Below are 25879 nucleotides of genomic sequence, written 5' to 3' on the forward strand. Positions count from 1 at the left end.
ATACTCATTTGTCTTGCTAAATAAGGAGTAAAAGCGCCCATGAATGCCGAAAAATCCCCGGTGGCTCACAACGTTGACCACGAAGAGATTGCCAAATTTGAAGCGGTGGCGTCCCGCTGGTGGGATCTCGAAGGTGAGTTCAAACCTCTGCATCGTATTAACCCGCTGCGTCTGGGCTATATCGCGGAGCGTTCCGGCGGTCTGTTCGGTAAGAAAGTGCTCGACGTCGGCTGCGGCGGCGGCATCTTGGCGGAAAGTATGGCGCGTGAAGGGGCCACCGTCACCGGTCTGGACATGGGCTTCGAACCTCTACAGGTTGCGCGTCTTCATGCGCTGGAGTCCGGCGTACAGGTAGAATATGTCCAGGAAACCGTGGAAGAGCACGCGGCAAAACATGCGCACCAGTATGACGTGGTGACCTGCATGGAGATGCTGGAGCACGTTCCCGATCCGCAGTCGGTGGTCAGCGCCTGTGCAAAACTGGTGAAACCGGGTGGACAGGTCTTCTTCTCGACCATCAACCGCAACGGCAAAGCCTGGCTGATGGCCGTGGTAGGCGCGGAATACGTGCTGCGCATGGTGCCGAAAGGGACGCACGACGTGAAGAAGTTCATCAAGCCTGCAGAACTGCTGGGCTGGGTTGACCAGACATGGCTTAAGGAGCAGCACATGACGGGCCTGCACTACAATCCGCTGACGGATAAATTCAAACTTGCTCCAGGTGTGGATGTTAACTATATGTTGCACACAACCGCCAAAAACGACTAACGTCATCCGTTATTCTTATAATGATTGCGCGACATCATGTTGCGCAATTCTGACCTCCCGTTGAAGAAATCAGCACTCGATCAAATTTTGAATTTTTTTTCTTAATTATTGACATCTCTTCCAGGCCTTACGGCACGAGGACTTAGCCTTTTTTACCCTTTCACAACCTCAATTTAACGTCAAAATCAACCCTTGTGCTGAAAAGATTCGATACTAGAATACTCACCATATAGCGTTCTTCTTATCGCAAAACCCCTATATGTAGTATTTATCCACAGAGTTAGTCACAAGACGGTTCTGTGGATAAGCGGGGGATATTTTTTTATTTCACGGACAGGTAAAAACCCACATGAATCAGAGTCTGCTGGTGACAAAGCGCGACGGTACCACCGAGCGTATCAATCTGGACAAAATCCATCGAGTTCTCGACTGGGCAGCAGAAGGACTGAACAACGTATCTATCTCCCAGGTTGAACTGCGTTCTCACATTCAGTTCTACGACGGCATCAAAACGTCTGATATCCACGAAACCATTATCAAAGCCGCGGCAGATCTGATCTCCCGCGACGCACCGGATTATCAGTACCTCGCTGCGCGTCTGGCGATTTTCCACCTGCGTAAAAAAGCCTACGGCCAGTTCGAGCCGCCGAAGCTTTACGATCACGTAGTTAAAATGGTCGAGCTGGGCAAATACGACACGCATCTGCTGGAAGACTATACGGAAGAAGAGTTCGAGCAGATGAACGGGTTTATCGATCACTGGCGCGACATGAACTTCTCCTACGCGGCGGTGAAGCAGCTCGAAGGCAAATACCTGGTTCAGAACCGTGTGACGGGCGAAATCTACGAGAGCGCCCAGTTCCTCTATATTCTGGTGGCCGCCTGCCTGTTCTCTAATTACCCGCGTGAAACCCGTCTGGACTACGTGAAGCGTTTCTACGATGCGGTCTCTACGTTCAAGATTTCTCTGCCTACGCCAATCATGTCTGGCGTGCGTACCCCTACCCGTCAGTTCAGCTCCTGCGTACTGATCGAGTGTGGTGACAGCCTGGATTCCATCAACGCGACCTCCAGCGCCATCGTGAAATACGTCTCCCAGCGTGCCGGTATCGGCATCAACGCCGGCCGTATCCGTGCGCTGGGCAGCCCGATCCGCGGCGGTGAAGCGTTCCACACCGGCTGTATTCCGTTCTACAAGCACTTCCAGACGGCAGTAAAATCCTGCTCTCAGGGCGGCGTGCGTGGTGGTGCAGCGACCCTGTTCTACCCGATGTGGCACCTGGAAGTGGAAAGTCTGCTGGTTCTGAAGAACAACCGCGGCGTGGAAGGCAACCGCGTGCGCCACATGGACTACGGCGTGCAGATCAACAAGCTGATGTACACCCGTCTGCTGAAAGGGGAAGACATCACCCTGTTCAGCCCGTCCGACGTCCCGGGTCTGTACGACGCCTTCTTCGCCGATCAGGACGAGTTCGAGGGTCTGTACACCAAATATGAAAAAGACGACAGCATCCGCAAGCAGCGCGTGAAAGCGGTCGATCTGTTCTCCCTGATGATGCAGGAACGTGCTTCTACCGGCCGTATCTACATCCAGAACGTTGACCACTGCAACACCCACAGCCCGTTCGATCCGGTGGTTGCACCAGTGCGCCAGTCCAACCTGTGCCTGGAGATCGCCCTGCCGACTAAACCGCTGGAAGACGTGAACGACGAAAACGGTGAAATCGCGCTTTGTACGCTGTCCGCGTTCAACCTGGGTGCGATTAAGAGCCTGGACGAGCTGGAAGAGCTGGCGGTGCTGGCGGTTCGTGCGCTCGACGCCCTGCTGGATTACCAGGATTACCCAATCCCGGCGGCAAAACGCGGCGCAATGGGCCGTCGCACTTTAGGTATCGGCGTGATCAACTTCGCCTACTGGCTGGCGAAAAACGGCAAGCGTTACTCCGACGGCAGCGCCAACAATCTGACGCACCAGACGTTCGAAGCGATCCAGTACTACCTGATGAAAGCCTCTAACGAGCTGGCGAAAGAGCAAGGCGCGTGCCCGTGGTTCAACGAAACCACCTACGCGAAAGGCATTCTGCCGATCGACACCTACAAAAAAGACCTGGATGCGATCGTCAGCGAGCCGCTGCACCTCGACTGGGAAGGCCTGCGCGAGTCCATTAAAACTCACGGCCTGCGTAACTCCACGCTCTCTGCCCTGATGCCGTCCGAGACCTCTTCGCAGATCTCCAACGCCACCAACGGTATTGAGCCACCGCGCGGCCACGTCAGCATCAAAGCGTCGAAAGACGGCGTGCTGCGTCAGGTGGTGCCGGATTACGAAACGCTGGGTGACAACTACGAGCTGCTGTGGGAAATGCCAAACAACGACGGCTATCTGCAACTGGTGGGTATCATGCAGAAGTTTATCGACCAGTCGATCTCTGCCAATACCAACTACGACCCAACGCGCTTCCCGTCTGGCAAGGTTCCGATGCAGCAACTGCTGAAGGACCTGCTCACCGCCTACAAATTTGGCGTGAAAACGCTGTACTATCACAACACCCGTGATGGTGCGGAAGACGCCCAGGACGACCTGGTGCCGTCAATTCAGGACGATGGCTGCGAAAGCGGCGCATGTAAGATCTAATAAATTCCCTCACCTTAACCCTCTCCCACAGGGAGAGGGAACTCTTTCCCCCTCTCCCTGTGGGAGAGGGCCGGGGTGAGGGGAAATAACACCACAGGACTCACCGCAATGGCATATACCACCTTTTCACAGACGAAAAACGACCAGCTCAAAGAGCCGATGTTCTTCGGCCAGCCGGTCAACGTGGCACGCTACGATCAGCAAAAATATGACATCTTCGAAAAGCTGATTGAAAAGCAACTCTCCTTCTTCTGGCGTCCGGAAGAAGTTGACGTTTCCCGCGACCGTATCGATTTCCAGGCGCTGCCGGAACACGAAAAGCACATCTTTCTCAGCAACCTGAAGTACCAGACGCTGCTGGACTCCATCCAGGGTCGTAGTCCAAACGTGGCGCTGCTGCCGCTGATCTCGATTCCTGAGCTGGAAACCTGGGTAGAGACCTGGGCGTTCTCCGAGACGATCCACTCCCGCTCTTACACCCACATCATCCGCAACATCGTGAACGATCCGGCGGTGGTTTTTGACGATATCGTCACCAACGAGCAGATCCAGAAGCGCGCGGAAGGCATTGCGCACTACTACGACGAGCTGATCGAGATGACCAGCTACTGGCATCTGCTGGGCGAAGGCACGCATAACGTGAACGGCAAAACCATTACCGTAAACCTGCGGGCCCTGAAAAAGCAGCTGTACCTGTGCCTGATGAGCGTCAACGCGCTGGAAGCAATCCGCTTCTACGTAAGCTTCGCCTGCTCCTTCGCTTTTGCCGAGCGCAAGCTGATGGAAGGCAACGCCAAAATCATCCGCCTGATCGCCCGTGACGAAGCCCTGCATCTGACCGGGACTCAGCACATGCTGAACCTGCTGCGCAGCGGCGCGGACGACCCGGAAATGGCTGCGATTGCCGAAGAGTGCAAGCAGGAATGCTACGATCTGTTCGTGCTGGCCGCCCAGCAGGAGAAAGAGTGGGCAGACTACCTGTTCCGCGACGGCTCCATGATTGGCCTGAACAAAGACATTCTGTGCCAGTACGTGGAGTACATTACTAACATCCGCATGCAGGCTGTGGGTCTCGATCTGCCATTCCAGACGCGCTCTAACCCGATTCCGTGGATCAACACCTGGCTGGTGTCCGATAACGTGCAGGTTGCGCCGCAGGAAGTGGAAGTGAGTTCTTATCTGGTCGGTCAGATTGATTCTGAAGTCAACACCGACGACCTGAGCGATTTCCAGCTCTGATGAGCCGCGTAACGCTGAGCCTTTCTGGTACAGAGGTGTTGTGCCAGGAAGAGCACCCTTCTCTGCTGGTGGCGCTTGAAGCGCATCAGGTAGAAGTAGAGTACCAGTGTCGTGAAGGCTACTGCGGCTCCTGCCGCTGCCGTCTGGTCGCAGGCCAGGTAGACTGGCTGACCGAACCGCTGGCCTTTATCAGCGAAGGGGAAATTTTGCCCTGCTGCTGCCGGGCAAAAGGCGATATTGAGATCGAGATGTAATTATGTCGGGTGGCGCTTCGCTGACCCGACCTACAAAACCGCAGTTCGTAGGCCGGGTAAGGCGCAGCCGCCACCCGGCAATTTCAGCGTTTATCCTTCAAAAAGCTCACCGCTTTATCCGGGAAATCCGTAAACAACCCGTCCACATCCGCCTGGTTATACAGCACGTCGTAAAGCTGATTCACGTCCGTCGCATACGCCGGCAGCTGGTCTGCACGAACGGTATACGGATGCACCTGCATCTTGCTCGCATGCGCCTCTTTCACCATCGCCGTCAGCTTCACGTGACCCGGCGTTGAGCCTTCCGCCACCAGCATGTGGTAATCCGGCCCGATGCCGTCGGCGTACTGCGCAATCTGCTTCATCGCGCCCGGCTTAAACATCCAGTCATAGCTGTAGTTCACCCACTTCCCGTCCGGCTGTTTTTCCTGGGTTTCATTCCAGTCGGTATACGCAATCAGCTGCACCAGATTGAGATCCATCCCCATTTTCGGCTCCAGCTCGGTTTTGATGCGCTTCAGTTCCGCGGCGTCGAAACATTGCAGGAAAACCTTATCCTGCTTGCTGGTGTAGCCGTACTTTTTCAGTACCTCCAGCGTCTTCGCGGCAATGTCCTTCCCTTCCTGATGGTGGAACCACGGCGCTTTGATTTCCGGGTAGATACCGATATTTTTTCCTGTCGAGTGGTTCAGCCCCTGAACAAACTCGATCTCCTCTTCGAAGGTGTGAATACGGAAGTCAGACTTGCCCATCGGGAAACGTCCCGGATAGACCTGTACCTTCTTACCGTTTTCAATCTCGAAGCCCTCGGTAAACTTCAGCGAGCGGATCTCCGCCAGCGTGAAGTCGATGGCGTAGTAGCGACCATCTTTACGGGCGCGATCCGGGAAACGTTCCGCCACGTCCGTCACGCGGTCAAGATAGTGGTCATGCAGAACGACCAGCTGGTCGTCCTTCGTCATCACCAGATCCTGCTCCAGATAATCCGCGCCCTGGGCATAGGCCATCGCTTTTGCCGGCAGCGTATGCTCCGGCAGATAACCGCTGGCGCCACGGTGGGCGATCACGATCTTATCCGCCGCCAGCGCGGAGCCTGTCATCAGGCCCGCCAGCAGCAGGCCTGTCGCTAACTGAGTTAATTTCATCGCAATGCTCCTTATTGACGACGCGCCAGCACTTCGGCGTGGTGACGTTTTTCACCAATCATCACAACAACCAGCAGCAGAACAGCCAGCACGCTGCCGCCAATCATCACCATAAAGCCGCCGTCCCAGCCGAAGAAGTCGACGGTGTAACCGACGATGGCACTTGCCGCCACTGAACCGCCGAGGTAGCCAAACAGACCGGTAAAGCCTGCCGCCGTGCCTGCCGCTTTCTTCGGCGCCAGCTCCAGGGCATGCAGACCAATCAGCATAACCGGACCATAAATCAGGAAGCCGATGACGATCATACAGGCCATATCCACACCCGGATTACCCGGCGGGTTTAGCCAGTAAACGACCGTCGCGATGGTGACCAGCGTCATAAAGAACACGCCCGTCGCCCCACGGTTGCCCTTAAACACTTTGTCCGACATCCAGCCACAGATCAGCGTGCCGGGAATGCCCGCGTATTCATACAGGAAATAGGCCCAGGAGGATTTATCCAGCGCGAAGTGCTTCACCTCTTTCAGGTAGGTTGGCGACCAGTCGAGAATGCCGTAACGCAGCAGGTAGACAAATACGTTCGCCACCGCGATGTACCACAGCAGCTTGTTCGGCAGCACATACTTCATGAAGATCTGCTTTGCCGTCAGCTCTTCTTCGTGCTTCTCGCTGTAATCATCCGGGTAGTCGTTTTTGTACTCTTCAATCGGCGGCAGGCCGCAGGACTGTGGGGTGTCGCGCATCAGAGCGAAGGCGATAATCGCCACCAGAATGGCGCCAAAGGCTGGCATATAGAGCGCGGCATGCCAGTCGTTGAACCAGGCCATCCCCAGCAGGAACAGCAGCGGCGGAAGCCCGCCCCCGACGTTATGTGCGCAGTTCCACACAGATACAATTCCACCACGCTCTTTCTGTGACCACCAGTGAACCATGGTGCGTCCGCATGGCGGCCACCCCATCCCCTGGAACCAGCCGCAGAGGAACAGCAGCACGAACATGATGGCAATGCTGGAGGTCGCCCACGGCACAAAGCCCATGAACAGCATCACCGCTGCCGCGAGGATCAGACCGGCGGGCAGGAACACGCGCGGATTCGAACGATCCGACACCGACCCCATAATAAACTTCGAAAAACCGTACGCGATGGAGATCCCCGACAGCGCAAATCCCAGATCGCCGCGAGAGAAGCCCTGCTCCACCAGGTACGGCATGGCGAGCGCAAAGTTTTTACGTACCAGATAGTACGCTGCATACCCGAAGAAGATCCCGAGGAAGATTTGCCAACGCAGACGGCGGTAGAGAGGATCAATCTCTGCCTCTGGCAGTCGCGCCCGATGTGGCGCAGGTTTAAAGATACTGAGCATAACAGCCTCCGTGGCCTTTCAAAAAATGACCGGGCATCTCGCGCCCGGCTACAGAGGCGGCGATGTTAAGAAATCACGGTGAATGTTACTGTGAATCAACGCACAGATTGTTACAGAAATATGACAGAATGCGCAAAAAAGCGCATGAAATCACGTTTCACTTTCGAATTTCGCGCGTTTATGTTCGAAATCAAACAAACCACACGATCAATGTGGCTAAATGCTAAAAAACGAACATAGAGGAAAGGCAATGACAATTCACGATCCAAGCTTCAGCGATGTGATTATCATTGGCGGTGGCGCGACGGGTGCCGGCATCGCACGCGACTGCGCCCTGCGGGGATTGAGCGTCACGCTTCTGGAACGCCACGATATCGCCACCGGCGCGACGGGACGTAATCACGGTCTGTTGCACAGCGGCGCCCGCTATGCGGTCACTGACGCTGAGTCAGCACGCGAGTGTATCGCTGAAAACCAGATCCTCAGGCGCATCGCCCGCCACTGCGTTGAACCGACCAACGGTCTTTTTATCACCCTTCCCGAAGATGATCTCGGCTTTCAGCAAACCTTTATCACCGCCTGCACGGCGGCAGGCATTCAGGCCGAGGCGATCGATCCTGCGCAGGCGCGCCGTCTTGAACCCTCGGTAAACCCGGCGTTACTGGGCGCGGTAAAAGTACCGGACGGAACCGTTGATCCTTTCCGCCTGACCGCCGCCAATATGCTCGACGCGCGGGAACATGGCGCCCAGATCCTGACCGGGCATCACGTCACCGGGCTTATTCGTGAAGGTAATACCGTGCGCGGAGTGCGCGTGTTTGATGCGCAGTACAACGAACACCGCGAGCTGTATGCCGCCGTCGTGGTCAACGCGGCGGGGATCTGGGGCCAGCGCATCGCGGAATACGCGGACCTGTCGGTGCGCATGTTCCCGGCGAAAGGCTCGCTGCTGATCCTCGACCACCGCATCAATAACCATGTCATCAACCGCTGCCGTAAACCGTCTGACGCCGATATCCTCGTGCCGGGGGACACCATTTCGTTAATCGGCACGACCTCAATGCATGTGGACTACAGCGAAATTGATTACAACCGCGTCACCGCTGAAGAGGTGGATATCCTGCTGCGCGAAGGGGAAAAGCTGGCCCCGGTGATGGCGCAGACGCGTATTCTGCGTGCCTACGCGGGCGTGCGTCCCCTCGTCGCCAGCGATAACGATCCGAGCGGGCGTAACGTCAGCCGCGGCATCGTGCTGCTCGATCACGCCGAACGCGACGGCATGGACGGGTTTATCACCATTACTGGCGGCAAGCTGATGACCTATCGGCTGATGGCCCAGTGGGCCACCGATGCCATCTGCCGTAAGCTCGGCAACACCGCACCGTGCGTGACGGCGGAACAGGCTCTGCCCGGCTCGCAACAATCGACAGAAAAAACGCTGCACAAAATCATTTCACTTCCTGCCCCGCTTCGCGGTTCAGCGATTTACCGCCACGGCGACCGCACCCCAACCTGGCTCGGTGAAGGGCGACTCAGCCGCAGCCTGGTGTGCGAATGCGAAGCCGTGACCGCAGGCGAGGTGCAGTATGCCGTGGAAAACCTGACGGTGAACAACCTGCTCGATTTACGCCGCCGCACGCGCGTCGGGATGGGCACCTGTCAGGGGGAGCTGTGCGCCTGCCGTGCCGCCGGGCTGCTGCAACGTTTTCACGCCACCACGTCAACCCAGTCGCTTGCCCAGCTCAGCGATTTTTTAAACGAGCGCTGGAAAGGCATTCAGCCCGTCGCCTGGGGCGATGCCCTGCGCGAAAGCGAGTTTACCCGCTGGGTCTATCAGGGGCTTTGCGGTCTGGAGAAGGAGCACAACCATGAAATTTGATACCGTGATTGTGGGTGGGGGACTGGCGGGCCTGCTGTGCGGCCTCAAACTGACGCAGCGGGGTCTGCGCTGCGCCATTGTCACTCGCGGTCAGAGTGCCCTGCACTTCTCTTCCGGCTCGCTGGATTTACTGGGCGCGCTATCGTTCGCCGATCTGCCGCCTGAACATCCCTACCGCCTGACGGGCGCAGAGAATATGGCCCGCTTTGCCTGCGAAACCGAACACCTGCTCACCACCTGCGGCGCACGCATGCAGGGTGACGCCGAGCAAAATCATCAGCGCGTCACGCCGCTCGGCACCCTGCGCGCCGCCTGGCTTAGCCCGGAAGAGGTGCCTGTCGCCCCCATCGCTGCCGAGCGCGTGCGGGTGGTGGGGATCAGCGGCTTCCTCGATTTCCAGCCGCATCTGGCCGCCGCGTCTCTCAGACAGCAGGGTGTTCAGGTGGATACGGCGGAGATTGATCTCCCCGAACTCGACGTGCTGCGCGAAAACCCCAGCGAGTTTCGTGCGGTGAACATTGCCCGCCTGCTGGATAATGAAAGTTACTGGCCGCAGCTGTACGCGGCGCTTCAACCGCTCGGCGAGACCTGCGACGCCCTGTTTATGCCCGCCTGTTTTGGCTTAACGGACAACCGGCTCTGGCGCTGGCTCTCGGCGCGCCTGCCCTGTACGCTCGGTTTACTGCCGACGCTCCCCCCTTCCGTGCCCGGCATTCGTCTGCACACCCAGCTTCAGCGTCAGTTTGTTGCCCAGGGTGGCGTCTGGATGGCAGGCGACGAGGTGAAAAAAATCACCCTGGCTGAGGGCGCGGTAAGCGAAATCTGGACCCGCAACCACGGCGACATCCCGCTTCACGCACGCTTTACGGTGCTGGCAAGCGGCAGTTTCTTCAGCAACGGTCTGCTGAGCAGCCGGGATGGCGTGCGTGAGGCGATCCTCGGTCTGGACGTCCGGCAAAGCGCTTCCCGCGCGGACTGGTATCAAAGCGATTTCTTCACCCCGCAGCCCTGGCAGCAGTTCGGCGTGATCGTCGACAGCCAACTGCGCCCGCGGCTGGGCGGGGAACCGGTTGAAAATCTTTACGCCATCGGCTCGGTTCTGGGCGGGTACGATCCCGTGGCGCAGGGCTGCGGTGGCGGCGTCTGCGCCGTCACTGCGCTGCATGTCGCGGAGCAGATTATCCAGCGCAGGGAGGGAGCACAATGAACGACACCCGATTTGAAAGCTGTATCAAATGCACGGTCTGCACCACGGTTTGCCCGGTCAGCGGCGTCGATCCGCGCTATCCCGGCCCGAAACAGGCCGGTCCCGACGGGGAGCGTCTGCGCCTGAAGGATGGCGCGCTCTACGACGAGGCGCTGAAATACTGCATCAACTGCAAACGCTGCGAAGTTGCCTGCCCGTCGGACGTGAAAATAGGCGATATCATCCAGCGCGCCCGCGCCCGCTACAGTACGCAAAAACCGACGCTGCGTGACGCGATACTGAGCCACACCGATCTGATGGGTAGCCTCTCGACGCCTTTCGCGCCGGTCGTCAATGCCTCCACCGCCCTGAAACCGGTGCGCAGGCTGCTGGATGCGACGCTCAAAATCGACCACCACCGCAGCCTGCCAAAATATTCTCACGGCACTTTCCGCCGCTGGTATAAATCCGTGGCGGCAGAACAGGCGCAGTTCGCTGAGCAGGTCGCCTTCTTCCACGGCTGCTACGTGAACTACAACCATCCGCAGCTGGGGAAAGACCTGCTGAAAGTGCTGAACGCCATGGGAACGGGCGTTCAGCTGCTGAGCAAAGAAAAGTGCTGCGGCGTTCCGCTGATTGCCAACGGCTTCATCGACAAAGCGCGCAAGCAGGCGAGCAGCAACGTCACCTCTTTACGCGAGGCGATCGTCGACAAAGGGATACCGGTACTGGCGACGTCGTCAACCTGCACCTTCACGCTGCGCGATGAATATCCGCATCTGCTGGATGTGGATAACACCGGCCTGCGCGAGCACATTGAGCTGGCGACCCGTTTTCTCTGGCGCAAACTGGACAGCGGTCAGACGTTACCGCTGGGCAAATTGCCGCTGAAAGTGGTGTATCACACGCCATGTCATATGGAGAAGATGGGCTGGTCGATCTATACGCTTGAGCTGCTGCGGCTGATCCCGGGGCTGGAGCTGACGGTGCTGGACTCACGCTGCTGCGGCATCGCTGGCACCTACGGCTTCAAGCGTGAAAACTACCCAACCTCACAGGCCATTGGCGCGCCGCTGTTCCGGCAGATTGAAGAGAGCGGCGCAGATATCGTGGTGACGGACTGTGAAACCTGCAAGTGGCAGATCGAGATGTCCACCAGCAAACGCTGTGAACATCCCATTACCTTGCTGGCAAAAGCGCTGGCGTAACCGTTGCCGGGGACACGCCCCCGGCACACTCTCACTCTACGAACAGCGATTCGACGACGTTGATCCAGCCGTGCTCGCTGGCGACCTCTTTCCCGTTCAGCCAGCGGCGCAGCATGTTCAGCGCCATCATCGCGCACACCTCCTGACGCACGGCCAGGCTGTGGCGGGTAATGCTCATCCTGACCCGCAGGGCGTGCGTCCCTTCCGGCGTTGCAAGGGCAAAGTTGAGATGCTCCTCATCCAGCCCGCCCACAAACAGCGCCAGCCCGGCGAAATGCTTCACTCTGCGCTCGGACGCCCAGCGCGCGGTCTGCGCCAGCGTCTCCTGCTGGAACGGCACCACTTCACTGGCCAGCAGCGGCGCACCCGCCCGGGTAAGCTGAAGCGCCAGAAGCCCACCGGTAAACTGCTCGCTTAACGTCACGCTCAGCTGGCGGGACTGCAAATGCCCTGCGATCTGCGCCGGCAGCCCTTCCGTTCCTTCGAAAATCAGGCTTTCCCCGGCGACGCGCTGCACTTCCGGCCACAGCGCCAGCATGGCGGCTTTCTCTGACGCCGGTCCGGTCAGCTTCAGTTCAATAATCGGCATGGAGGAGCGATAGCCCATCGACACGCCAGGAGGCAGTTGCAGGTGATCGAGGCTCTGGGCCAGATCGCTTTCCGAGCGACCAAAGGTGGTCAGACGCAGGCACAGCGGCGGTTCAGGCAGCGTAAAGCGCGCGCGCAGGCGCGGCAGGATCTGCTGCTCGACCATCACTTTAAATTCCGACGGCACGCCCGGGGTGAAGAACATCAGGCAGCGGTTCAGCTGAACGGCAAACCCGCAGGCGGTGCCGACCGGGTTATCAATCAGTTCCGCGCTGGCGGGAATTTCTGCCTGCTTGCGGTTGCTGGGGGCCATCACGCGGCCACGCCCGGAGAAAAAGCGCTCCATCTGTGCCAGCCACGCCTCGTGCAGAACCAGGCCTTCGCCTTTGGCCGTGGCGGCGGCCAGCGCGCTGAGATCGTCGCTGGTGGGTCCCAGCCCGCCGTTCACAATCAGCACGTCGCAGCGTTCGCTGCGCTCGCGCAGAACGTTGACCAGCGACTCAAGATTGTCACCTACGGTGTTGCGGCGCGTTAACGGTAATCCTTGCTCAAAGAAGAGATCGGCGAGCCAGGCGGCATTGGTATCAATGATTTGCCCATGCAGCACTTCGTCGCCAGTGGATAACATTTCCACATTTATCATTGTGTTCTCCCATTTCAATGGTCAAAACACTATAGCGCAATCGAAGACCGGGGGAAGAGAGAAACTGGCGCGACTGAACGCCGCGCCGAGAGGATTAGAAACCGGCGCTCACGCCAATGTACGGGCCGTCTGCCAGGGCGTTGTCGCGGTTGCCGTCTTTACCGGCCAGGTTCAGATAGCGATAGCCCGCTTCGATGGTGATCGGACGCATGATGGTCCAGCGCGCGCCGGCATTAGCTTCCTGATAGCTGTCGATACCGCTGGAGAGGGAATCCGGGGAGTAGTAGTACTCACCGAACAGGCCAAAGCTGTCGCCAATTTTCCACTGCAAGCCGCCACCCACTGCCGCCGCGTAGCCTTCGTCGCCGTCGTTCGGGTTGGTGTAAATGCCTTTACCGCCGACGGTCGCCAGGAAGGGACCCAACGGCACGTTGAAGCCGAGGCCCAGGCTTGCCGCATCCCCATCGTCGTCGTTGTGCGTCCAGCCGCCGGTCATTGCCAGGCCTGCGCTATCCGTGCCAAGACCAAAGCCCAGATGGGTATAATCTTGTCCCGCCGAGCCGTTGAAGGAAATTGCGTTTGCCGCTGCTGAAACAAACATCAGGCCGCTTAAGCCCATTAATGCCACTTTTTTCATTGTCGTGATCCCGCACAATTTATTCAGAGATGTCCAAAACCGCGAGATTTTAACCTGACTGCCTGTGTGATCAATGGACTCCGCGTGCGGCGGGCAATTAGTTTGTCACGATTTGATAATATCGGCATTTATACCAGCATCAGAAAGCGCATTTTCACGCTCAGCCCACCCAGATTTTCACTGGGCATCAGCTGAAGATGGCTGCGGTGCAGGCGGGCAATATCGTTAGCCAGCGCCAGGCCAATGCCGGACCCGGCGGCATCGCCCACGTTATCCAGCCGATGAAACGGCAGCATGGCCTGGGAGATCTGGTCTTCAGCAATGCCCGGTCCGCTGTCCTCCACGCTCAGCTCAACGGCATCGTTAGCCGTGCGCAGGTACACCGTCACGACGCCCTGCTCCGGTGTGTATTTGATCGCGTTCTCCAGCAGGTTGGCGCAAAGTTCGCCCAGCAACACGTCATCCCCCTCAATCATTACCGGCTGCTGTACGCCGTCATAACCGAGATCGATACCCTTGCTGCGCGCCTGCGCCAGCCGGGAAAAGCAGCAGTTTTGCACCACCTGTACCAGATCGACAGGCGCAAACTGTCGCTCCCCCTGCTCTTTTCGCTTCACCGCCGAAAGCTGCAACAGCCTTTCCGTCAGCACGATGGTGTTATCCAGCGTGACGTTCATCGCCCGTAAGCTCTCCTGCCACAGCGCCGGATCGTTACGCGTCAGGGCAACCGATACCTGGGTTTTCAGCACCGCCAGCGGCGTTTTGAGCTGGTGTGAGGCGTCAGCGTTAAAGCGCGCCTGCCGCGAAAGCACGCCACGTAACCTGTCGATATAGCGGTTAAATGCCACAATCAGCAGCCGCGTTTCCGACCAGGGCAATAACTCCGGCAGCGGAGCCAGCAGCCCCGGCTCACGGCGCACCATCAGGGACGAGAGCTGCCGCATCGGGCGCAGCACGCGACGCAGCAGCCACGCGGTCAGGACCAGCGTCAGCAGCACCAGCAGCCCCTGCGACACGAGCGAGGAAAACAGCAGCTGAGTGGCCAGATAGCGCCGCGACTGCAACGTTTCGGCGACGTAGATCTCCGCCATCCCGAACACACTGTCCTCGTTAACCGGCTGGAGCAGCTTCGCCACGCGGATCGCCTGTCCGCGATACTCGGTATGATAAAACCACGCCAGCGCCGGATAGTGTGTAGTGCGCGACGTGGAGGGAGGCATATTCGGCAGATCGTCGTAGCCGGAGATCGTCCGCCCGTCAGGGTCCACGACCTTGTAATAGAGGCGATCGTTCATGTTCAGCTCGAAGCTGTCGAGCACGACCCAGGGCACGTTCACCTGGAGTTTACCGTTGTGCACCACCAGCCGCTCTGACACCGTGCGCGCCGAGGATAACAGCGTGCGGTCATAGGCCTGCGTCGCCGCCTGTAACGCGCTAACGTAGCTGTTAAAGGCTGACAGCCCCCATAACAGCAGCAGCGGCAAACCCAGAAAAAGCAAAAGTTGCAGGTAAAGCGACTGCGGCTTAACCCACCTCATCGCCGCACTCCAGCACGTAGCCCAGCCCCCGGAGGGTAATGATCCGCACCCCGCTGCCGGTCAGCTTCTTACGCAGGCGGTGAATATAGAGATCGATGCTCTCGGGGCTGACGTCGTCGTTCAGGCTGAATACCTGGTCGAAAAGCTGTTGCCGGGAGACGGGACGGGTCCGGCGGTGCATCAGCACCTTCAGCAAAGAGAGTTCGCGCGGCGTGAGGGAAAGGGGTTCATCGCGCAGCAGAAAAAAGCCTTCATCATCGTACTCCAGCTCTCCCAGCCGCTGGCGCTCCTGGGTTCGTCCTTCGCTGCGGCGCAGCAGCGCGCGCAGGCGGGCATCAAGCTCCTCCAGCTCGAACGGTTTCGGCAGGTAGTCATCCGCCCCGGCATTCAGCCCCTTCACCCTGTCTGCCACGTTGCTGCGGGCGGTAAGAAACAGCACCGGCAGCGTCTGCCCGCGCTTTCTCAGGCGATGCACCACCTCCAGCCCGTCGAAGCCGGGCATACCGATATCAAGGATCGCGACGGCATAGTTTTCTCCCTGCAAAAGATGATCGGCCGCCCGTCCATCGTTGACGCAATCCACGGCAAATCCGTTTTGTACCAGCGCTTTTTCCAGCCAGTGAGCCAGCTCACGATTATCTTCCGCCAGTAAGAGACGCATATCACATCCTGTAAAGTTGGTGTCGCAGTGAAAGGGAAATGAAAGGTTATTGTTTTAACAATCACGCAACGGAACCGCTACAAGGTGGTTCACATAATCAGAAAAAATACACCCGTACCCGTACTCCCGGTTCTCCGGCGTGAGGATAAACGATGAAAAAACAATTACTTTCTACCCTTGCTGCAAGCGTATTGCTGTTGAGTGCCTCTGTCGTCCAGGCGCAGGACGCGCCATCCCGTACCGAATGTATCGCCCCGGCCAAACCCGGCGGCGGCTTCGACCTGACCTGTAAGCTGATTCAGGTCAGCCTGCTGGAGACGAAGGCCATTGAAAAACCGATGCGCGTCACCTACATGCCCGGCGGCGTGGGCGCGGTAGCCTATAACGCCATCGTCGCGCAGCGCCCTGCCGAAGCGGGCACCGTGGTGGCCTTCTCCGGCGGTTCGCTGCTAAACCTGTCGCAGGGGAAATTTGGTCGTTATGACGTGAATGACGTGCGCTGGCTCGCCACCGTAGGCACCGATTACGGCATGATCGCCGTGCGCGCGGACTCCCCATGGAAATCCCTGAAAGATCTGCTGACCGCCATGGAAAAAGATCCGAACAGCGTGGTCATTGGCGCGGGCGCCTCTATCGGCAGCCAGGACTGGATGAAAGCCGCGCTGCTGGCGCAGCAGGCCAAAGTGGATCCGCACAAGATGCGTTACGTGGCCTTTGAAGGCGGCGGCGAGCCGGTGACGGCGCTGATGGGCAATCACGTCCAGGCGGTATCGGGCGATCTCAGCGAAATGGTGCCCTACCTGAGCGGGGATAAGATCCGCGTGCTGGCGGTCTTCTCGGAAAACCGTCTGCCGGGCCAGCTGGCAGACGTCCCAACCGCTAAAGAGCAGGGTTATAACCTGGTCTGGCCGATCATCCGCGGCTTCTTCGTCGGGCCAAAAGTGACCGACGCCGAGTACCAGTGGTGGGTGGATACCTTCGCAAAACTTCAGCAAACCGAGGAGTTCAAAAAACAGCGCGATCTGCGCGGGCTGTTTGAGTTTAACCTGAACGGCAAGCAGCTGGACGAGTATGTCAAAAAACAGGTGAATGACTACCGAGAACAGGCGAAAGCCTTTGGTCTGGCGAAATAACCGGAGGCGCTATGAGCGATCGCATTTTTGCCGGGATATGGCTGCTGCTCTGCATTGGCGGCATGTTCGTCGCCTGGCAGATCCACAGCGAATACAGCTATGAACCCGTGGGGCCACGCCCCTTCCCCGTCGGCATAGTCGGCCTGATGCTGCTCTGCTCGGTGGCGCTGCTGCTGCGCCATCCGGATACCGTGGAGTGGCCGCCACGCCGTACGCTGCAACGTCTGCTGGTAATGGTAATTGTCCTGCTGATGTATGCGTCGGGCTTTGAGTGGCTCGGCTTCCCGATTGCCACCGCCCTGCTGACGATGGTGATTGGCATACTGTTTAACGCCTCGCTGCCTGCGGCGGGGATCTCCGGGGTCGTACTGGGCATTTTACTCTGGTACGCCTTCGACCGCCTGCTGGACGTGACCCTGCCGCTCGGCGCATGGTTTAACTAACGGAGCACGCTATGGATACCTGGATCTATCTCTCTCAGGGGTTCGCGGTAGCGATGACCCCGGAAAACCTGGTGATCGCCCTGATCGGCTGTTTCGTCGGGACCATCGTCGGCCTGCTGCCGGGCCTTGGCCCTATCAACGGCGTGGCGATTTTACTGCCGCTGGCCTTTGCGCTGCACCTGCCTGCGGAATCGGCGCTGATCCTGCTGGCGACGGTCTATATCGGCTGCGAATACGGGGGGCGTATTTCCTCGATTCTGCTTAACGTGCCCGGTGATGCCGCCGCCATTATGACCGCGCTGGATGGCTACCCGATGGCGCAGCAGGGGCGCGGCGGCGTGGCGCTCTCTATTTCTGCCGTCAGCTCGTTCTTTGGCTCCATGATCGCCATTGGCGGCATCATCCTCTTCGCCCCGGCGCTGGCCCAGTGGTCGCTGGCGTTTGGTCCGGCCGAGTATTTTGCCCTGATGGTGTTCGCCATCGCCTGTCTCGGCAGCATGATGGCGCAGAATCCGCTGAAGTCGTTTTTGTCTGCGTTGATTGGCCTCAGTCTGGCGACCGTCGGCGTGGATGCCAACACCGGGGTTTATCGTTTTACCTTCGACAGCGTTCATCTCTCCGACGGCGTGCAGTTTATCGTCGTGGTGATTGGTCTGTTTTCTGTCTCAGAAATCTTACTGATGCTGGAGCATACCAGCAGCGGGCAGACGCTGGTGCGTAAAACCGGACGTATGCTCTTTAATGCCAAAGAGGGGGCGCAGTGTATTGGCGCCACCCTGCGTTCGTCGGTGATCGGTTTCTTCGTCGGCATTCTGCCCGGCGCGGGGGCTACTATCGCCAGCGCTATCACCTACATGACCGAGAAAAAGCTGAGCGGTAACAGCGACAGCTTCGGCAAAGGCGATATCCGCGGCGTGGCGGCGCCGGAGGCGGCGAATAACGCCTCGGCCTGCGGCTCGTTTATCCCGATGCTGACCCTCGGCGTGCCGGGCTCCGGCACCACGGCGGTAATGATGGGCGCGCTGACGCTCTATAACATCACCCCGGGTCCGGCGATGTTTACCGAGCAGCCCGATATCGTCTGGGGTTTAATTGCCGCCCTGCTGATCGCCAACGTGATGTTGCTGGTAATGAACATCCCGCTGATCGGCCTGTTCACCCGCATGCTGACCATTCCCCTGTGGTTCCTGGTCCCGGCCATCGCCGCCGTCTCTGCGGTTGGGGTGTACGCGGTGCACAGCACCACCTTCGACCTGGTGTTGATGGTGCTGCTCGGCGTGCTGGGCTACATTCTGCGCAAGATGCACTTCCCGATGTCGCCGCTGATTTTAGGGTTTGTGCTGGGGGAAATGCTGGAGCAGAACCTGCGCCGCGCCCTCTCCATCAGCAATGGCAACATGGGGATCCTGTGGGAGAGCAGCGTGACGAAGATCCTGCTGGCAATGGCGATTATGGTGATTGTCGTGCCGCCGGTGCTGCGCTGGATCCGCCGACGCCAGCACAAACCGCAGCCGGATATCGGCTGATTAGCCCCTCAACAGGGCATTGACCCACTGCTTTAACGCCTGGCGGGAGATTTTAATCCCGCCATTTTTCAGTTCTGACGGCAGCGCCAGCCAGTGTACCGGCTGCTCAAAGCGCGCCAGCCTGCCCTGAACCCACTCCGGCAGCAGCGTGATATCCGTGCCCGGCTCGCATTCCACTACCGCCACCGGACGTTGCCCGTACTCGGCATCATCCAGCGGAACGACAAACGCCTGGCTTACCTGCGGATGCGTGGCGATAACGCGCTCCAGCGCTTCGGGCTGGATCCCTTCTCCGCCGCTGAAAAAGAGATTGTCCATTCGGCCCAGAATGGTCAGGCGTCCGTCATGCCACTCGCCGCGATCGCGGGTGGCGAACCAGCCCTGCTCATTGACCAGCGGCAATAATGCGCCGTCTCGCCAGTAGCCCGCCGCCATGCTTTCCGCCCGGATCCAGACTTCACCGTTCACCACCTGAACGTCTCTGCCCGGCAGCGCGCTGCCCACGTCCGGCGCGCCGTCGGCCTCTTTGGCGCAGACGGTGGAGGCGAACTCGGTCAGACCGTAGCCGCAGAACGTACGGATCCCCTGCTCGCGCGCCTGTTCGGTCAGCGCAACGGGGATTTCCGCCCCGCCGAGCAGCACGGCTTTCAGAGCGACGGGATGGTGTGAATTAAGCAGCCGCCACAGCTGCGTTGGCACCAGCGAGGCGTGGGTACAGCCCTGTAGCGCCTGCTCCAGCGGCTGTTTTTCACGCACGGTGAGACGGCCTCCGCCCTGCAACCAGCGCCACAAAATCCCCTGACCGGAGACGTGAAACAGCGGCAGAGAGAGCAGCCAGTCATCGCTACCGCCGTAAGGCATCAGCGCCAGCACGCCCTTTGCGCTGGCAAGGTGGGCGGCACAGGTGTGCACCGCCGCTTTCGGCAAGCCGGTGGAGCCAGAGGTGAGCGTCATTGAGGCCAGCCGTTCTGCCCGCCACGTCACGCCGCCCTGCCCCTCGCCCTCTCTTAATACCAGACCGGGCAGACCGTCATACTCACCGTTAAGCACCAGCGCAAAGCGCAGGGTCATCTGCGGCAGGAGGACGTCCAGCAGCGGACGGGGAAGCTGAGGGTTCACCGGCAAAATGCGGGCACCGCACTGAAGCAGCGCCAGCCAGGCCAGCAGGGTCTGCGGGTGGTTGTGGGCGAGCAGCATGACGCCGTCACCGTCCGTAACGCCCTGAGATTGAAAACCGGCTGCGAGACGATCGATACGCTCGCCCAGCTGAGACCAGCTGAGCGTTATATCGTCTAAACGCAGCGCGGGTTTATTGGCACTCCGGGTGCGCCAGTGCCGCCACGGCCAGTCGGTAAAACTCATCGCAGTGGCTCCAGCGCCCCGACGTCGAGGCACGGCAAGGCGCTGCCAGGCCACTGACGAATCAGCTGGGCCTGCATCAGGTTTAGCGTATCGAGACCGGGAACGGTGTCCGGCGTTAACCATGCAGCGATGCGCGCCAGCTGCGTCAGGCCGAGGCTGGATTCGATGGATGAACTGATCACCGCCGTCAGCCCTGCGGCATGGGCCGCCGCAACCTGCTCGCGCACCTTGTCGAGGCTGCCGGTCAGCGTTGGCTTAATCACCACGGCCCTGACGCCCGGCTCGGCGGCAAACGCGAAATCGGCTTCGCGCAGGCTCTCATCCCAGGCAATGGCAATGCCGGTTTCCCGGGCAAAGGCGCGCGAGTCGTCGCGCGTTTTGCACGGCTCTTCAAGAAACGCGATGCGGCTGCGGTACGCCGGGTTGACGTACTTCGCAAACTGTTGCGCCCTGAGCGGCGTCCAGGCGCGGTTGGCGTCCAGGCGCAGGTGCAGATCGGGAATGGCTTCCAGTAACAGGTTAACCACCATTCCGTCGCGCACTGCTTCGTACAGGCCAACCTTTATTTTCGCCACCTTCTCGCCAGGCATCGCGGAAAGGAGCGCGAAAAGTTCATCCGGATCGCCGGTACAGAGCGGCGCGGCGCGATAGTTCGCCGCGTCCGGTAAACTGCCGTCCAGCTCTGCCAGCGCACAGCTGATGCCGAACGCGGCGGAAGGAACGTCCGGCAGCGCCGGAACTGCTCCCTCACGCCATTCGTACGTCCAGGCCATCAGCGCAGCCTGCGCCTCGTCCAGCGTTTCCAGGCTAAAACCCGGAAGCGGGGCGATTTCGCCCCACCCTTCCCGCTCGCCCTGCCGGAGATGCACGCAAAAGCCGTCACGGGTTTTTAACCGCCGTTCACGCAGCACCACGCCCGCGTCCATCGGTATCTGCCAGCGGTAAACCTGCGCGCAACGCATTACGGGTTCCGTTTGTATTTGCTGAAGTCTGGCTGGCGTTTTTCGTTGAACGCGTTGCGCCCTTCCTGACCCTCTTCGGTCATATAGAACAGCATGGTGGCGTTACCTGCCAGCTCCTGAAGGCCCGCCTGACCGTCACAGTCGGCGTTGAGGGCCGCTTTCAGGCAGCGCAGCGCCATTGGGCTGTTTTGCAGCATTTCGCGACACCAGCGCACGGTCTCTTTTTCCAGATCGGCGATCGGCACCACGGTGTTAACCAGCCCCATATCCAGCGCTTCCTGGGCGTTGTACTGACGGCACAGGAACCAGATTTCGCGGGCTTTTTTCTGACCGACAATGCGCGCCATATAGGACGCGCCCCAGCCGCCGTCGAAAGAGCCGACTTTCGGGCCGGTCTGACCGAAAATGGCATTTTCCGCCGCGATCGTCAGGTCACACATCATGTGCAGCACGTGACCGCCGCCGATGGAATACCCTGCCACCATCGCGACCACCGGTTTTGGACAGGTGCGGATCTGGCGCTGGAAATCCAGCACGTTCAGGTGGTGCGTGCCCGCATCATCCTGGTATCCGCCGTAGTCACCGCGGACTTTCTGATCGCCGCCGGAGCAGAAGGCTTTCTCCCCTTCCCCGGTGAGGATGATGACGCCGATAGTGTCATCGTAGCGGGCATCCGCCAGCGCCTGGATCATCTCTTTTACGGTCAACGGACGAAACGCGTTGCGCACCTGTGGACGGTTGATAGTGATTTTGGCGATACCATCGGCGGATTTGTGGTAACGAATGTCGGTGTAGCCTTCGGAGCAGTCCTGCCATTCAACCGGCGCGTAAAGCATGTGTTCATCAGGATAGATCATAGCGTGTCCTTTGTTCGATAACGCAGTATCTGAGCCAGACTCGCGGCAACCGCGTCCGGGTTGTCCCGGTGGGCGTTGTGTCCGGCGTGAGGGATAGCATGACGCGTGGCGTTAAGTTCAGCGGCGATAGCTGCAAACTTCCCGTCACGTTCGCCATAGAGATAGTCAAAAGAAAAATCACGCGCGATGAGCGCGGGACGTAAATCAGGCTGAACGGCAAGCGAGGTGGCCTCCAGCATCTCTGCCAGCCTCGGGCCGTTGTTCCGGCTGCGCAGCGCTATCAGCGCCCTGCGCTGATCATCCGTAAGTGAGGCAAAGACCGGCTGTTGATACCAGTCGGCAAAGACGGCCTCCAGCGGCTCACTGCAAAACCGTGATGCCCAATGGCGGTCAGAGGTCAGCCGGGCCTGGCGCGCATCGGCGTCTTGCAGGCCCGGGTGCCCACCTTCCACAATCACCCCGTCTAACCCCGCAGGATGCTGACAGGCATGGAACATCGCAATGCGGCCGCCGAGGGAGTACCCCACGAGCCAGTATCTTAGTATGTTGTAACTAACAAGGGTATGCGAGAGCAATTCACTTACCTCTGCAAACCCCGTCACGCCCGTATCCGCTGAACCACCGTGCCCGGGCAGGTCAATGTAGAGCCGGGGGTAGTCATGCAGCGACGCCCCGACAGCCTGCCACTCGCGACAGTCGCCGGAAAAACCGTGCAGGAAAACCAGCCAGGGGTAGCCTGGTTTTCCTGGCTGGGAGACGCCTGCGAGGATCACAGGTGACTCACCTGCGCAAGCAGATGTTGCAGCTTCTGCGCGCCGTCAGCATCGTTTACCACCAGCTCAATCAGCGTCGCGCCAGGCTGCCGCCAGGCGGTGTTCAGCGCCGTCTCCAGCGCGTCCCAGTTTTCCGGGCGATGGTACTTCAGGCTGAACATGGCGGCGGCATGTTCGAACTGCACGTTTTGCGGCATCAGATAGAAGCGCTCACGCTCGCTTTGCGGCGTCGGCAGCAACGAGAAAATCTGCCCGCCGTTATTGTTCACAACAATCAGCACGAACGGGGCCGACGCCTGACGCAGGAGCGCCAGCGCGTTGAGATCGTAGAGGGCTGAGAGATCCCCCACAATCGCCAGCGTGGATTTCGCGCTGGCCCGCTGTACGCCAGCGGCGGTGGAGATCAGGCCGTCAATGCCGCTCGCACCCCGGTTGCTGTACACCGGATAACCCGCCGGCAGCTGCGAAAAGGCGTCAATCAGGCGCACCACCAGGCTGTTACCGACAAAAAGTTGTCCCTGCTCGGGAAGATATTTGCGGATACGGTGCGCAAGCCCGGCTTCACTGAACGCCTCGCACTGCGTTTTGGTGAGTTCCCACGCCTGACGTGACAGCGCCGGGATCTCCACCGCCCAGGGTTTGCGTTTTTCCGCCGGATGCAATTCCAGCCAGCTGTCAATGTTGCTCACCAGACGGCGGCCGCGATGGTGCGCCGGGTCAAGGCGTCCTTCGAGCGGATCCACCAGCCAGTACTCTTCTGGGGTACAGGTGGCCTGCCACTGGAGCAGACGCTTCCCCGTCAGGCTCGATCCCAGCTGGACGACAATCTGCGCCTGCGCCAGCTCGGTAACCGCTTTCGCGTTACCCAGCCAGAGGTCGGCGCAGGGCAGCGGCTGACCCGTCTGGGAAAGCACGTCACCAATCAGCGGCCAGCCAAGCGTTTGAGCCCACTCCGCCGCCAGCTTGCCTTCCGCCGCACTCATCCGCCCGGCAATCACCACGCCGCGCTTCTGGCGCCAGAAGAACCAGTCGCGCTGTTTTGCGCTTTCCAGATGCGTCTGCTCGCGCAGCCAGGGTTTTTCGCTCTCCCACCAGTCTCCCAGCTGCTGTTGCCAGACGAGGCCAGTATCGTTCATTTCACCGTACAGCGGCTCGGCAAACGGGCAGTTAATGTGCAGCCCGCCGCTGCGCAGTGCGTTCATGGCGTGGTCGAGGGTTGAGACCAGCCAGCTGGCGGGAATATCCTGGGTGGGGCGCGGCAACGAGACCGTCTGTGAAGGATGCGAGGCAAAAATGCCAGGCTGACGAATCGCCTGATTAGCACCGCAGTCAATAAGTTCCGGGGGACGGTCGGCAGTGAGTAAAATCAGCTTTTCGCCGGTTAATCCCGCTTCTATCAGCGCCGGATACAGGTTCGCCACCGCCGTGCCGGAGGTGACTATCACCGCCACGGGCGCTTTGCTGACTTTCGCCAGCCCGAGCGCCAGATGGCCCAGACCCCGCTCATCAAAATGGGTGTGGTGAATAAAAGCCCGGTTTTCCGCGGCAGCAAGGGTGAGCGGCGTGGAGCGAGAGCCCGGGGCAATACACACATGCCTGACACCATGACGGGTCAGGGCTTCAAGGATCACCGCCGCCCAGCGTCGGTTAAAAGAACTTACTGACATGAGATTGTCCAGTATCAAGAATGCGACACAGTATAAATAATAGAAAAAGTCAGAATTTTGATATGAATCGGGATTGCACGAATCAGTATTAATCCCTTAGGAGAAGGGAACGCAGCCCGGCGGCCTTGTTTTCGATCTCCTGCCACTCCTGCTCCGGATCGGAGCCGCTGACGATGCCCGCCCCCGCATAAAGACGCAGCGCAGCGTCGTGAACGCGGGCGGAGCGTAATGCCACACAGAATTCGCTTTGATCGCGCGATAAATAGCCCGCCGACCCGGCGTACCACTCCCGGTCAAACGGCTCCACTTTCGCAATAAATTCTCGCGCCGCCTGTCGCGGCAGCCCGGCCACCGCCGCCGTCGGTTGCAGAATATGCAGGCACTGCTCGTCGTCAGGCTGTTTAAGTTCGGTCCAGATACAGCGACGTAAATGCTGCACCTTGCGCAGACGCAGCACCTGCGCAGGCAGGATCTCCAGCGTCCGGGTATGGTGCTGAAGACGCTGGCAGATATCTTCCACCACCAGCATATTTTCCCGCTGATTTTTGTCGTCATTCATCAGCCAGTCGCCCAGACGCTGGGCCTGCTTATCGTCAGAATGGCTGGCGACGGTGCCTGCCAGCGCTTCAGTACGCAGCAGCGTGCCGCGTCGCCGCCACAGGCGTTCGGGCGTCGAGCCGAGGAACGCGTTGCTGGCGTCAAAGACCATACAAAAATGATAGCAGTTGAGGTTTAGCGCGCGGCTGGCAGCCATCAGCGCGATGGCGTTCACGGGCTGCTGGCAATGCACGTCTGTAGCACGTGCGAGGACCACTTTCTCAAAATCGCCGCGAGCAAGGGTATCCGTCGCCTGACGAATCAACGCCAGCCATTCCGGTTTTTCCGGATGATGGGTTTCCTGCACAATCTGCACGGACAACGGGCGGATCGGCGCGGCGTCGCACAGGTTATCGACAAAATTCAGCGCCTCACGGGCATCTTCCCGCAGCGACGTTTCGCTCCACAGTTGCAGACGCAGCGTGGCGACCCCGCCAGACCGTCGCCAGAGAAGGCGCGGTAAAAACAACTTGCCCTGCGCCGGGTTGAAGGCGTTCAGGCCGCAGATACGGGTGTCATTGGCTACGTCGTGGGTGTGCAAAAACCGCGAGGCAGAGGCCAGAGAATCGAAATGGGCGAGGCTTCCGAGCGCGGCAAGTTCTTCATCACCGCTGCGCTGTTGCCAGTAAAACTGAGGATAGCATCGCTGCACACCGAGCCAGGCCAGCGGATCGAAGGCGTCGTTTAACGGGAAAGAGACATCGAAATGGCGTAAACCGGGTGTAGCTGGCAATGCTAGCGCAAGCTGAGTACGCAGGCTTTGCAACGCGAGGAAAATCGAGTGCACGCGAACCTCTCCCTGTTAAAGCCTTAT

General features: G+C 59.4%; 22 protein-coding genes. 10 read left to right on the forward strand and 12 right to left on the reverse strand.

Annotation, left to right across the window (positions count from 1 at the left end; all coding sequences use genetic code 11):
- The first annotated feature begins 39 nt into the window (after nucleotides 1–39).
- From ubiG to yfaE, 4 genes are all read left to right on the forward strand, one after another.
- Nucleotides 40–768: a bifunctional 2-polyprenyl-6-hydroxyphenol methylase/3-demethylubiquinol 3-O-methyltransferase UbiG gene (gene ubiG / locus ACQG1Y_RS15590; RefSeq protein WP_006811346.1), complete on the forward strand. Its 729-nt coding sequence runs from the start codon at nucleotides 40–42 to the stop codon at nucleotides 766–768.
- A gap of 349 nt (nucleotides 769–1117) precedes the next feature.
- On the forward strand, nucleotides 1118–3403 hold the full coding sequence (gene nrdA / locus ACQG1Y_RS15595; protein WP_368740634.1) for a class 1a ribonucleoside-diphosphate reductase subunit alpha: 2286 nt from the start codon (nucleotides 1118–1120) through the stop codon (nucleotides 3401–3403).
- 108 nt (nucleotides 3404–3511) lie between these two features.
- On the forward strand, nucleotides 3512–4642 hold the full coding sequence (gene nrdB, locus ACQG1Y_RS15600; RefSeq protein WP_026080618.1) for a class Ia ribonucleoside-diphosphate reductase subunit beta: 1131 nt from the start codon (nucleotides 3512–3514) through the stop codon (nucleotides 4640–4642).
- The gene (yfaE, locus tag ACQG1Y_RS15605) at nucleotides 4642–4896 is read left to right on the forward strand and encodes a class I ribonucleotide reductase maintenance protein YfaE (protein ID WP_003859419.1); all 255 of its coding nucleotides are present in this window, start codon (nucleotides 4642–4644) and stop codon (nucleotides 4894–4896) included. The genes nrdB and yfaE overlap by 1 nt, the downstream gene beginning before the upstream one ends.
- 83 nt (nucleotides 4897–4979) lie before the next feature.
- Here yfaE and glpQ read toward each other — a convergent pair whose 3' ends face one another.
- Nucleotides 4980–6041 (reverse strand): glycerophosphodiester phosphodiesterase, encoded by a 1062-nt coding sequence (gene glpQ / locus ACQG1Y_RS15610; protein WP_368740633.1) that lies wholly within the window; start codon nucleotides 6039–6041, stop codon nucleotides 4980–4982.
- An 11-nt stretch (nucleotides 6042–6052) separates the two neighbouring features.
- Nucleotides 6053–7405, reverse strand: a complete 1353-nt coding sequence (gene glpT / locus ACQG1Y_RS15615) for a glycerol-3-phosphate transporter (protein ID WP_003859423.1) — start codon at nucleotides 7403–7405, stop codon at nucleotides 6053–6055.
- Between the two features lie 250 nt (nucleotides 7406–7655).
- Between glpT and glpA the strand changes: the two genes are divergently transcribed.
- The 3 genes from glpA to glpC are packed head-to-tail and all read left to right on the forward strand — an operon-like array spanning nucleotide 7656 to nucleotide 11678.
- Nucleotides 7656–9284, forward strand: a complete 1629-nt coding sequence (gene glpA, locus ACQG1Y_RS15620; protein WP_062938276.1) for an anaerobic glycerol-3-phosphate dehydrogenase subunit A — start codon at nucleotides 7656–7658, stop codon at nucleotides 9282–9284.
- Nucleotides 9274–10491 carry a glycerol-3-phosphate dehydrogenase subunit GlpB gene (gene glpB, locus ACQG1Y_RS15625; RefSeq protein ID WP_368740632.1) on the forward strand — a complete coding sequence of 406 codons (1218 nt, stop codon included), beginning with the start codon at nucleotides 9274–9276 and terminating at the stop codon, nucleotides 10489–10491. Before glpA ends, glpB begins: the two co-directional genes overlap by 11 nt.
- The gene (gene glpC, locus ACQG1Y_RS15630) at nucleotides 10488–11678 is read left to right on the forward strand and encodes an anaerobic glycerol-3-phosphate dehydrogenase subunit GlpC (protein ID WP_368740631.1); all 1191 of its coding nucleotides are present in this window, start codon (nucleotides 10488–10490) and stop codon (nucleotides 11676–11678) included. The genes glpB and glpC overlap by 4 nt, the downstream gene beginning before the upstream one ends.
- Nucleotides 11679–11709: 31 nt before the next feature.
- Here glpC and ACQG1Y_RS15635 read toward each other — a convergent pair whose 3' ends face one another.
- From ACQG1Y_RS15635 to tctD, 4 genes are all read right to left on the reverse strand, one after another.
- A complete protein-coding gene (locus ACQG1Y_RS15635; RefSeq protein WP_017383418.1) occupies nucleotides 11710–12909 on the reverse strand; it encodes a nicotinamide mononucleotide deamidase-related protein YfaY in 1200 nt (399 codons plus the stop codon).
- A gap of 94 nt (nucleotides 12910–13003) precedes the next feature.
- The gene (locus tag ACQG1Y_RS15640) at nucleotides 13004–13546 is read right to left on the reverse strand and encodes a YfaZ family outer membrane protein (protein WP_017383419.1); all 543 of its coding nucleotides are present in this window, start codon (nucleotides 13544–13546) and stop codon (nucleotides 13004–13006) included.
- Between the two features lie 128 nt (nucleotides 13547–13674).
- The gene (locus tag ACQG1Y_RS15645; protein ID WP_032654323.1) at nucleotides 13675–15084 is read right to left on the reverse strand and encodes a sensor histidine kinase; all 1410 of its coding nucleotides are present in this window, start codon (nucleotides 15082–15084) and stop codon (nucleotides 13675–13677) included.
- Nucleotides 15071–15745, reverse strand: a complete 675-nt coding sequence (gene tctD / locus ACQG1Y_RS15650; protein WP_006811361.1) for a transcriptional regulator TctD — start codon at nucleotides 15743–15745, stop codon at nucleotides 15071–15073. Before tctD ends, ACQG1Y_RS15645 begins: the two co-directional genes overlap by 14 nt.
- Before the next feature lie 152 nt (nucleotides 15746–15897).
- Between tctD and ACQG1Y_RS15655 the strand changes: the two genes are divergently transcribed.
- From ACQG1Y_RS15655 to ACQG1Y_RS15665, 3 genes are read left to right on the forward strand one after another with little or no spacing between them, the layout of a single operon-like run.
- Nucleotides 15898–16878 (forward strand): Bug family tripartite tricarboxylate transporter substrate binding protein, encoded by a 981-nt coding sequence (locus ACQG1Y_RS15655; RefSeq protein WP_006811363.1) that lies wholly within the window; start codon nucleotides 15898–15900, stop codon nucleotides 16876–16878.
- 11 nt (nucleotides 16879–16889) lie between these two features.
- Nucleotides 16890–17321: a tripartite tricarboxylate transporter TctB family protein gene (locus ACQG1Y_RS15660; protein WP_047741417.1), complete on the forward strand. Its 432-nt coding sequence runs from the start codon at nucleotides 16890–16892 to the stop codon at nucleotides 17319–17321.
- Nucleotides 17322–17332: 11 nt separating this feature from the next.
- Nucleotides 17333–18847 carry a tripartite tricarboxylate transporter permease gene (locus ACQG1Y_RS15665; RefSeq protein WP_015572280.1) on the forward strand — a complete coding sequence of 505 codons (1515 nt, stop codon included), beginning with the start codon at nucleotides 17333–17335 and terminating at the stop codon, nucleotides 18845–18847.
- Here the strand turns inward: ACQG1Y_RS15665 and menE are convergent, their stop codons facing one another.
- The 6 genes from menE to menF all read right to left on the reverse strand — a co-directional run bounded on the left by menE (nucleotide 18848) and on the right by menF (nucleotide 25852).
- Nucleotides 18848–20209 carry an o-succinylbenzoate--CoA ligase gene (gene menE, locus ACQG1Y_RS15670; protein WP_032654327.1) on the reverse strand — a complete coding sequence of 454 codons (1362 nt, stop codon included), beginning with the start codon at nucleotides 20207–20209 and terminating at the stop codon, nucleotides 18848–18850.
- On the reverse strand, nucleotides 20206–21171 hold the full coding sequence (gene menC / locus ACQG1Y_RS15675; RefSeq protein ID WP_062938275.1) for an o-succinylbenzoate synthase: 966 nt from the start codon (nucleotides 21169–21171) through the stop codon (nucleotides 20206–20208). The genes menE and menC overlap by 4 nt, the downstream gene beginning before the upstream one ends.
- Nucleotides 21171–22028: a 1,4-dihydroxy-2-naphthoyl-CoA synthase gene (gene menB / locus ACQG1Y_RS15680; protein WP_003859452.1), complete on the reverse strand. Its 858-nt coding sequence runs from the start codon at nucleotides 22026–22028 to the stop codon at nucleotides 21171–21173. The genes menC and menB overlap by 1 nt, the downstream gene beginning before the upstream one ends.
- The gene (gene menH, locus ACQG1Y_RS15685; protein ID WP_368740629.1) at nucleotides 22025–22801 is read right to left on the reverse strand and encodes a 2-succinyl-6-hydroxy-2,4-cyclohexadiene-1-carboxylate synthase; all 777 of its coding nucleotides are present in this window, start codon (nucleotides 22799–22801) and stop codon (nucleotides 22025–22027) included. The genes menB and menH overlap by 4 nt, the downstream gene beginning before the upstream one ends.
- Nucleotides 22798–24468 carry a 2-succinyl-5-enolpyruvyl-6-hydroxy-3-cyclohexene-1-carboxylic-acid synthase gene (menD, locus tag ACQG1Y_RS15690; RefSeq protein ID WP_045347871.1) on the reverse strand — a complete coding sequence of 557 codons (1671 nt, stop codon included), beginning with the start codon at nucleotides 24466–24468 and terminating at the stop codon, nucleotides 22798–22800. Before menD ends, menH begins: the two co-directional genes overlap by 4 nt.
- Before the next feature lie 88 nt (nucleotides 24469–24556).
- Nucleotides 24557–25852, reverse strand: a complete 1296-nt coding sequence (gene menF, locus ACQG1Y_RS15695; protein ID WP_316374294.1) for an isochorismate synthase MenF — start codon at nucleotides 25850–25852, stop codon at nucleotides 24557–24559.
- Nucleotides 25853–25879: the final 27 nt, after the last annotated feature.

This window comes from Enterobacter cloacae complex sp. 397G4 (assembly GCF_050031515.1).
Classification (GTDB): Bacteria; Pseudomonadota; Gammaproteobacteria; order Enterobacterales; family Enterobacteriaceae; genus Enterobacter; species Enterobacter hormaechei_C.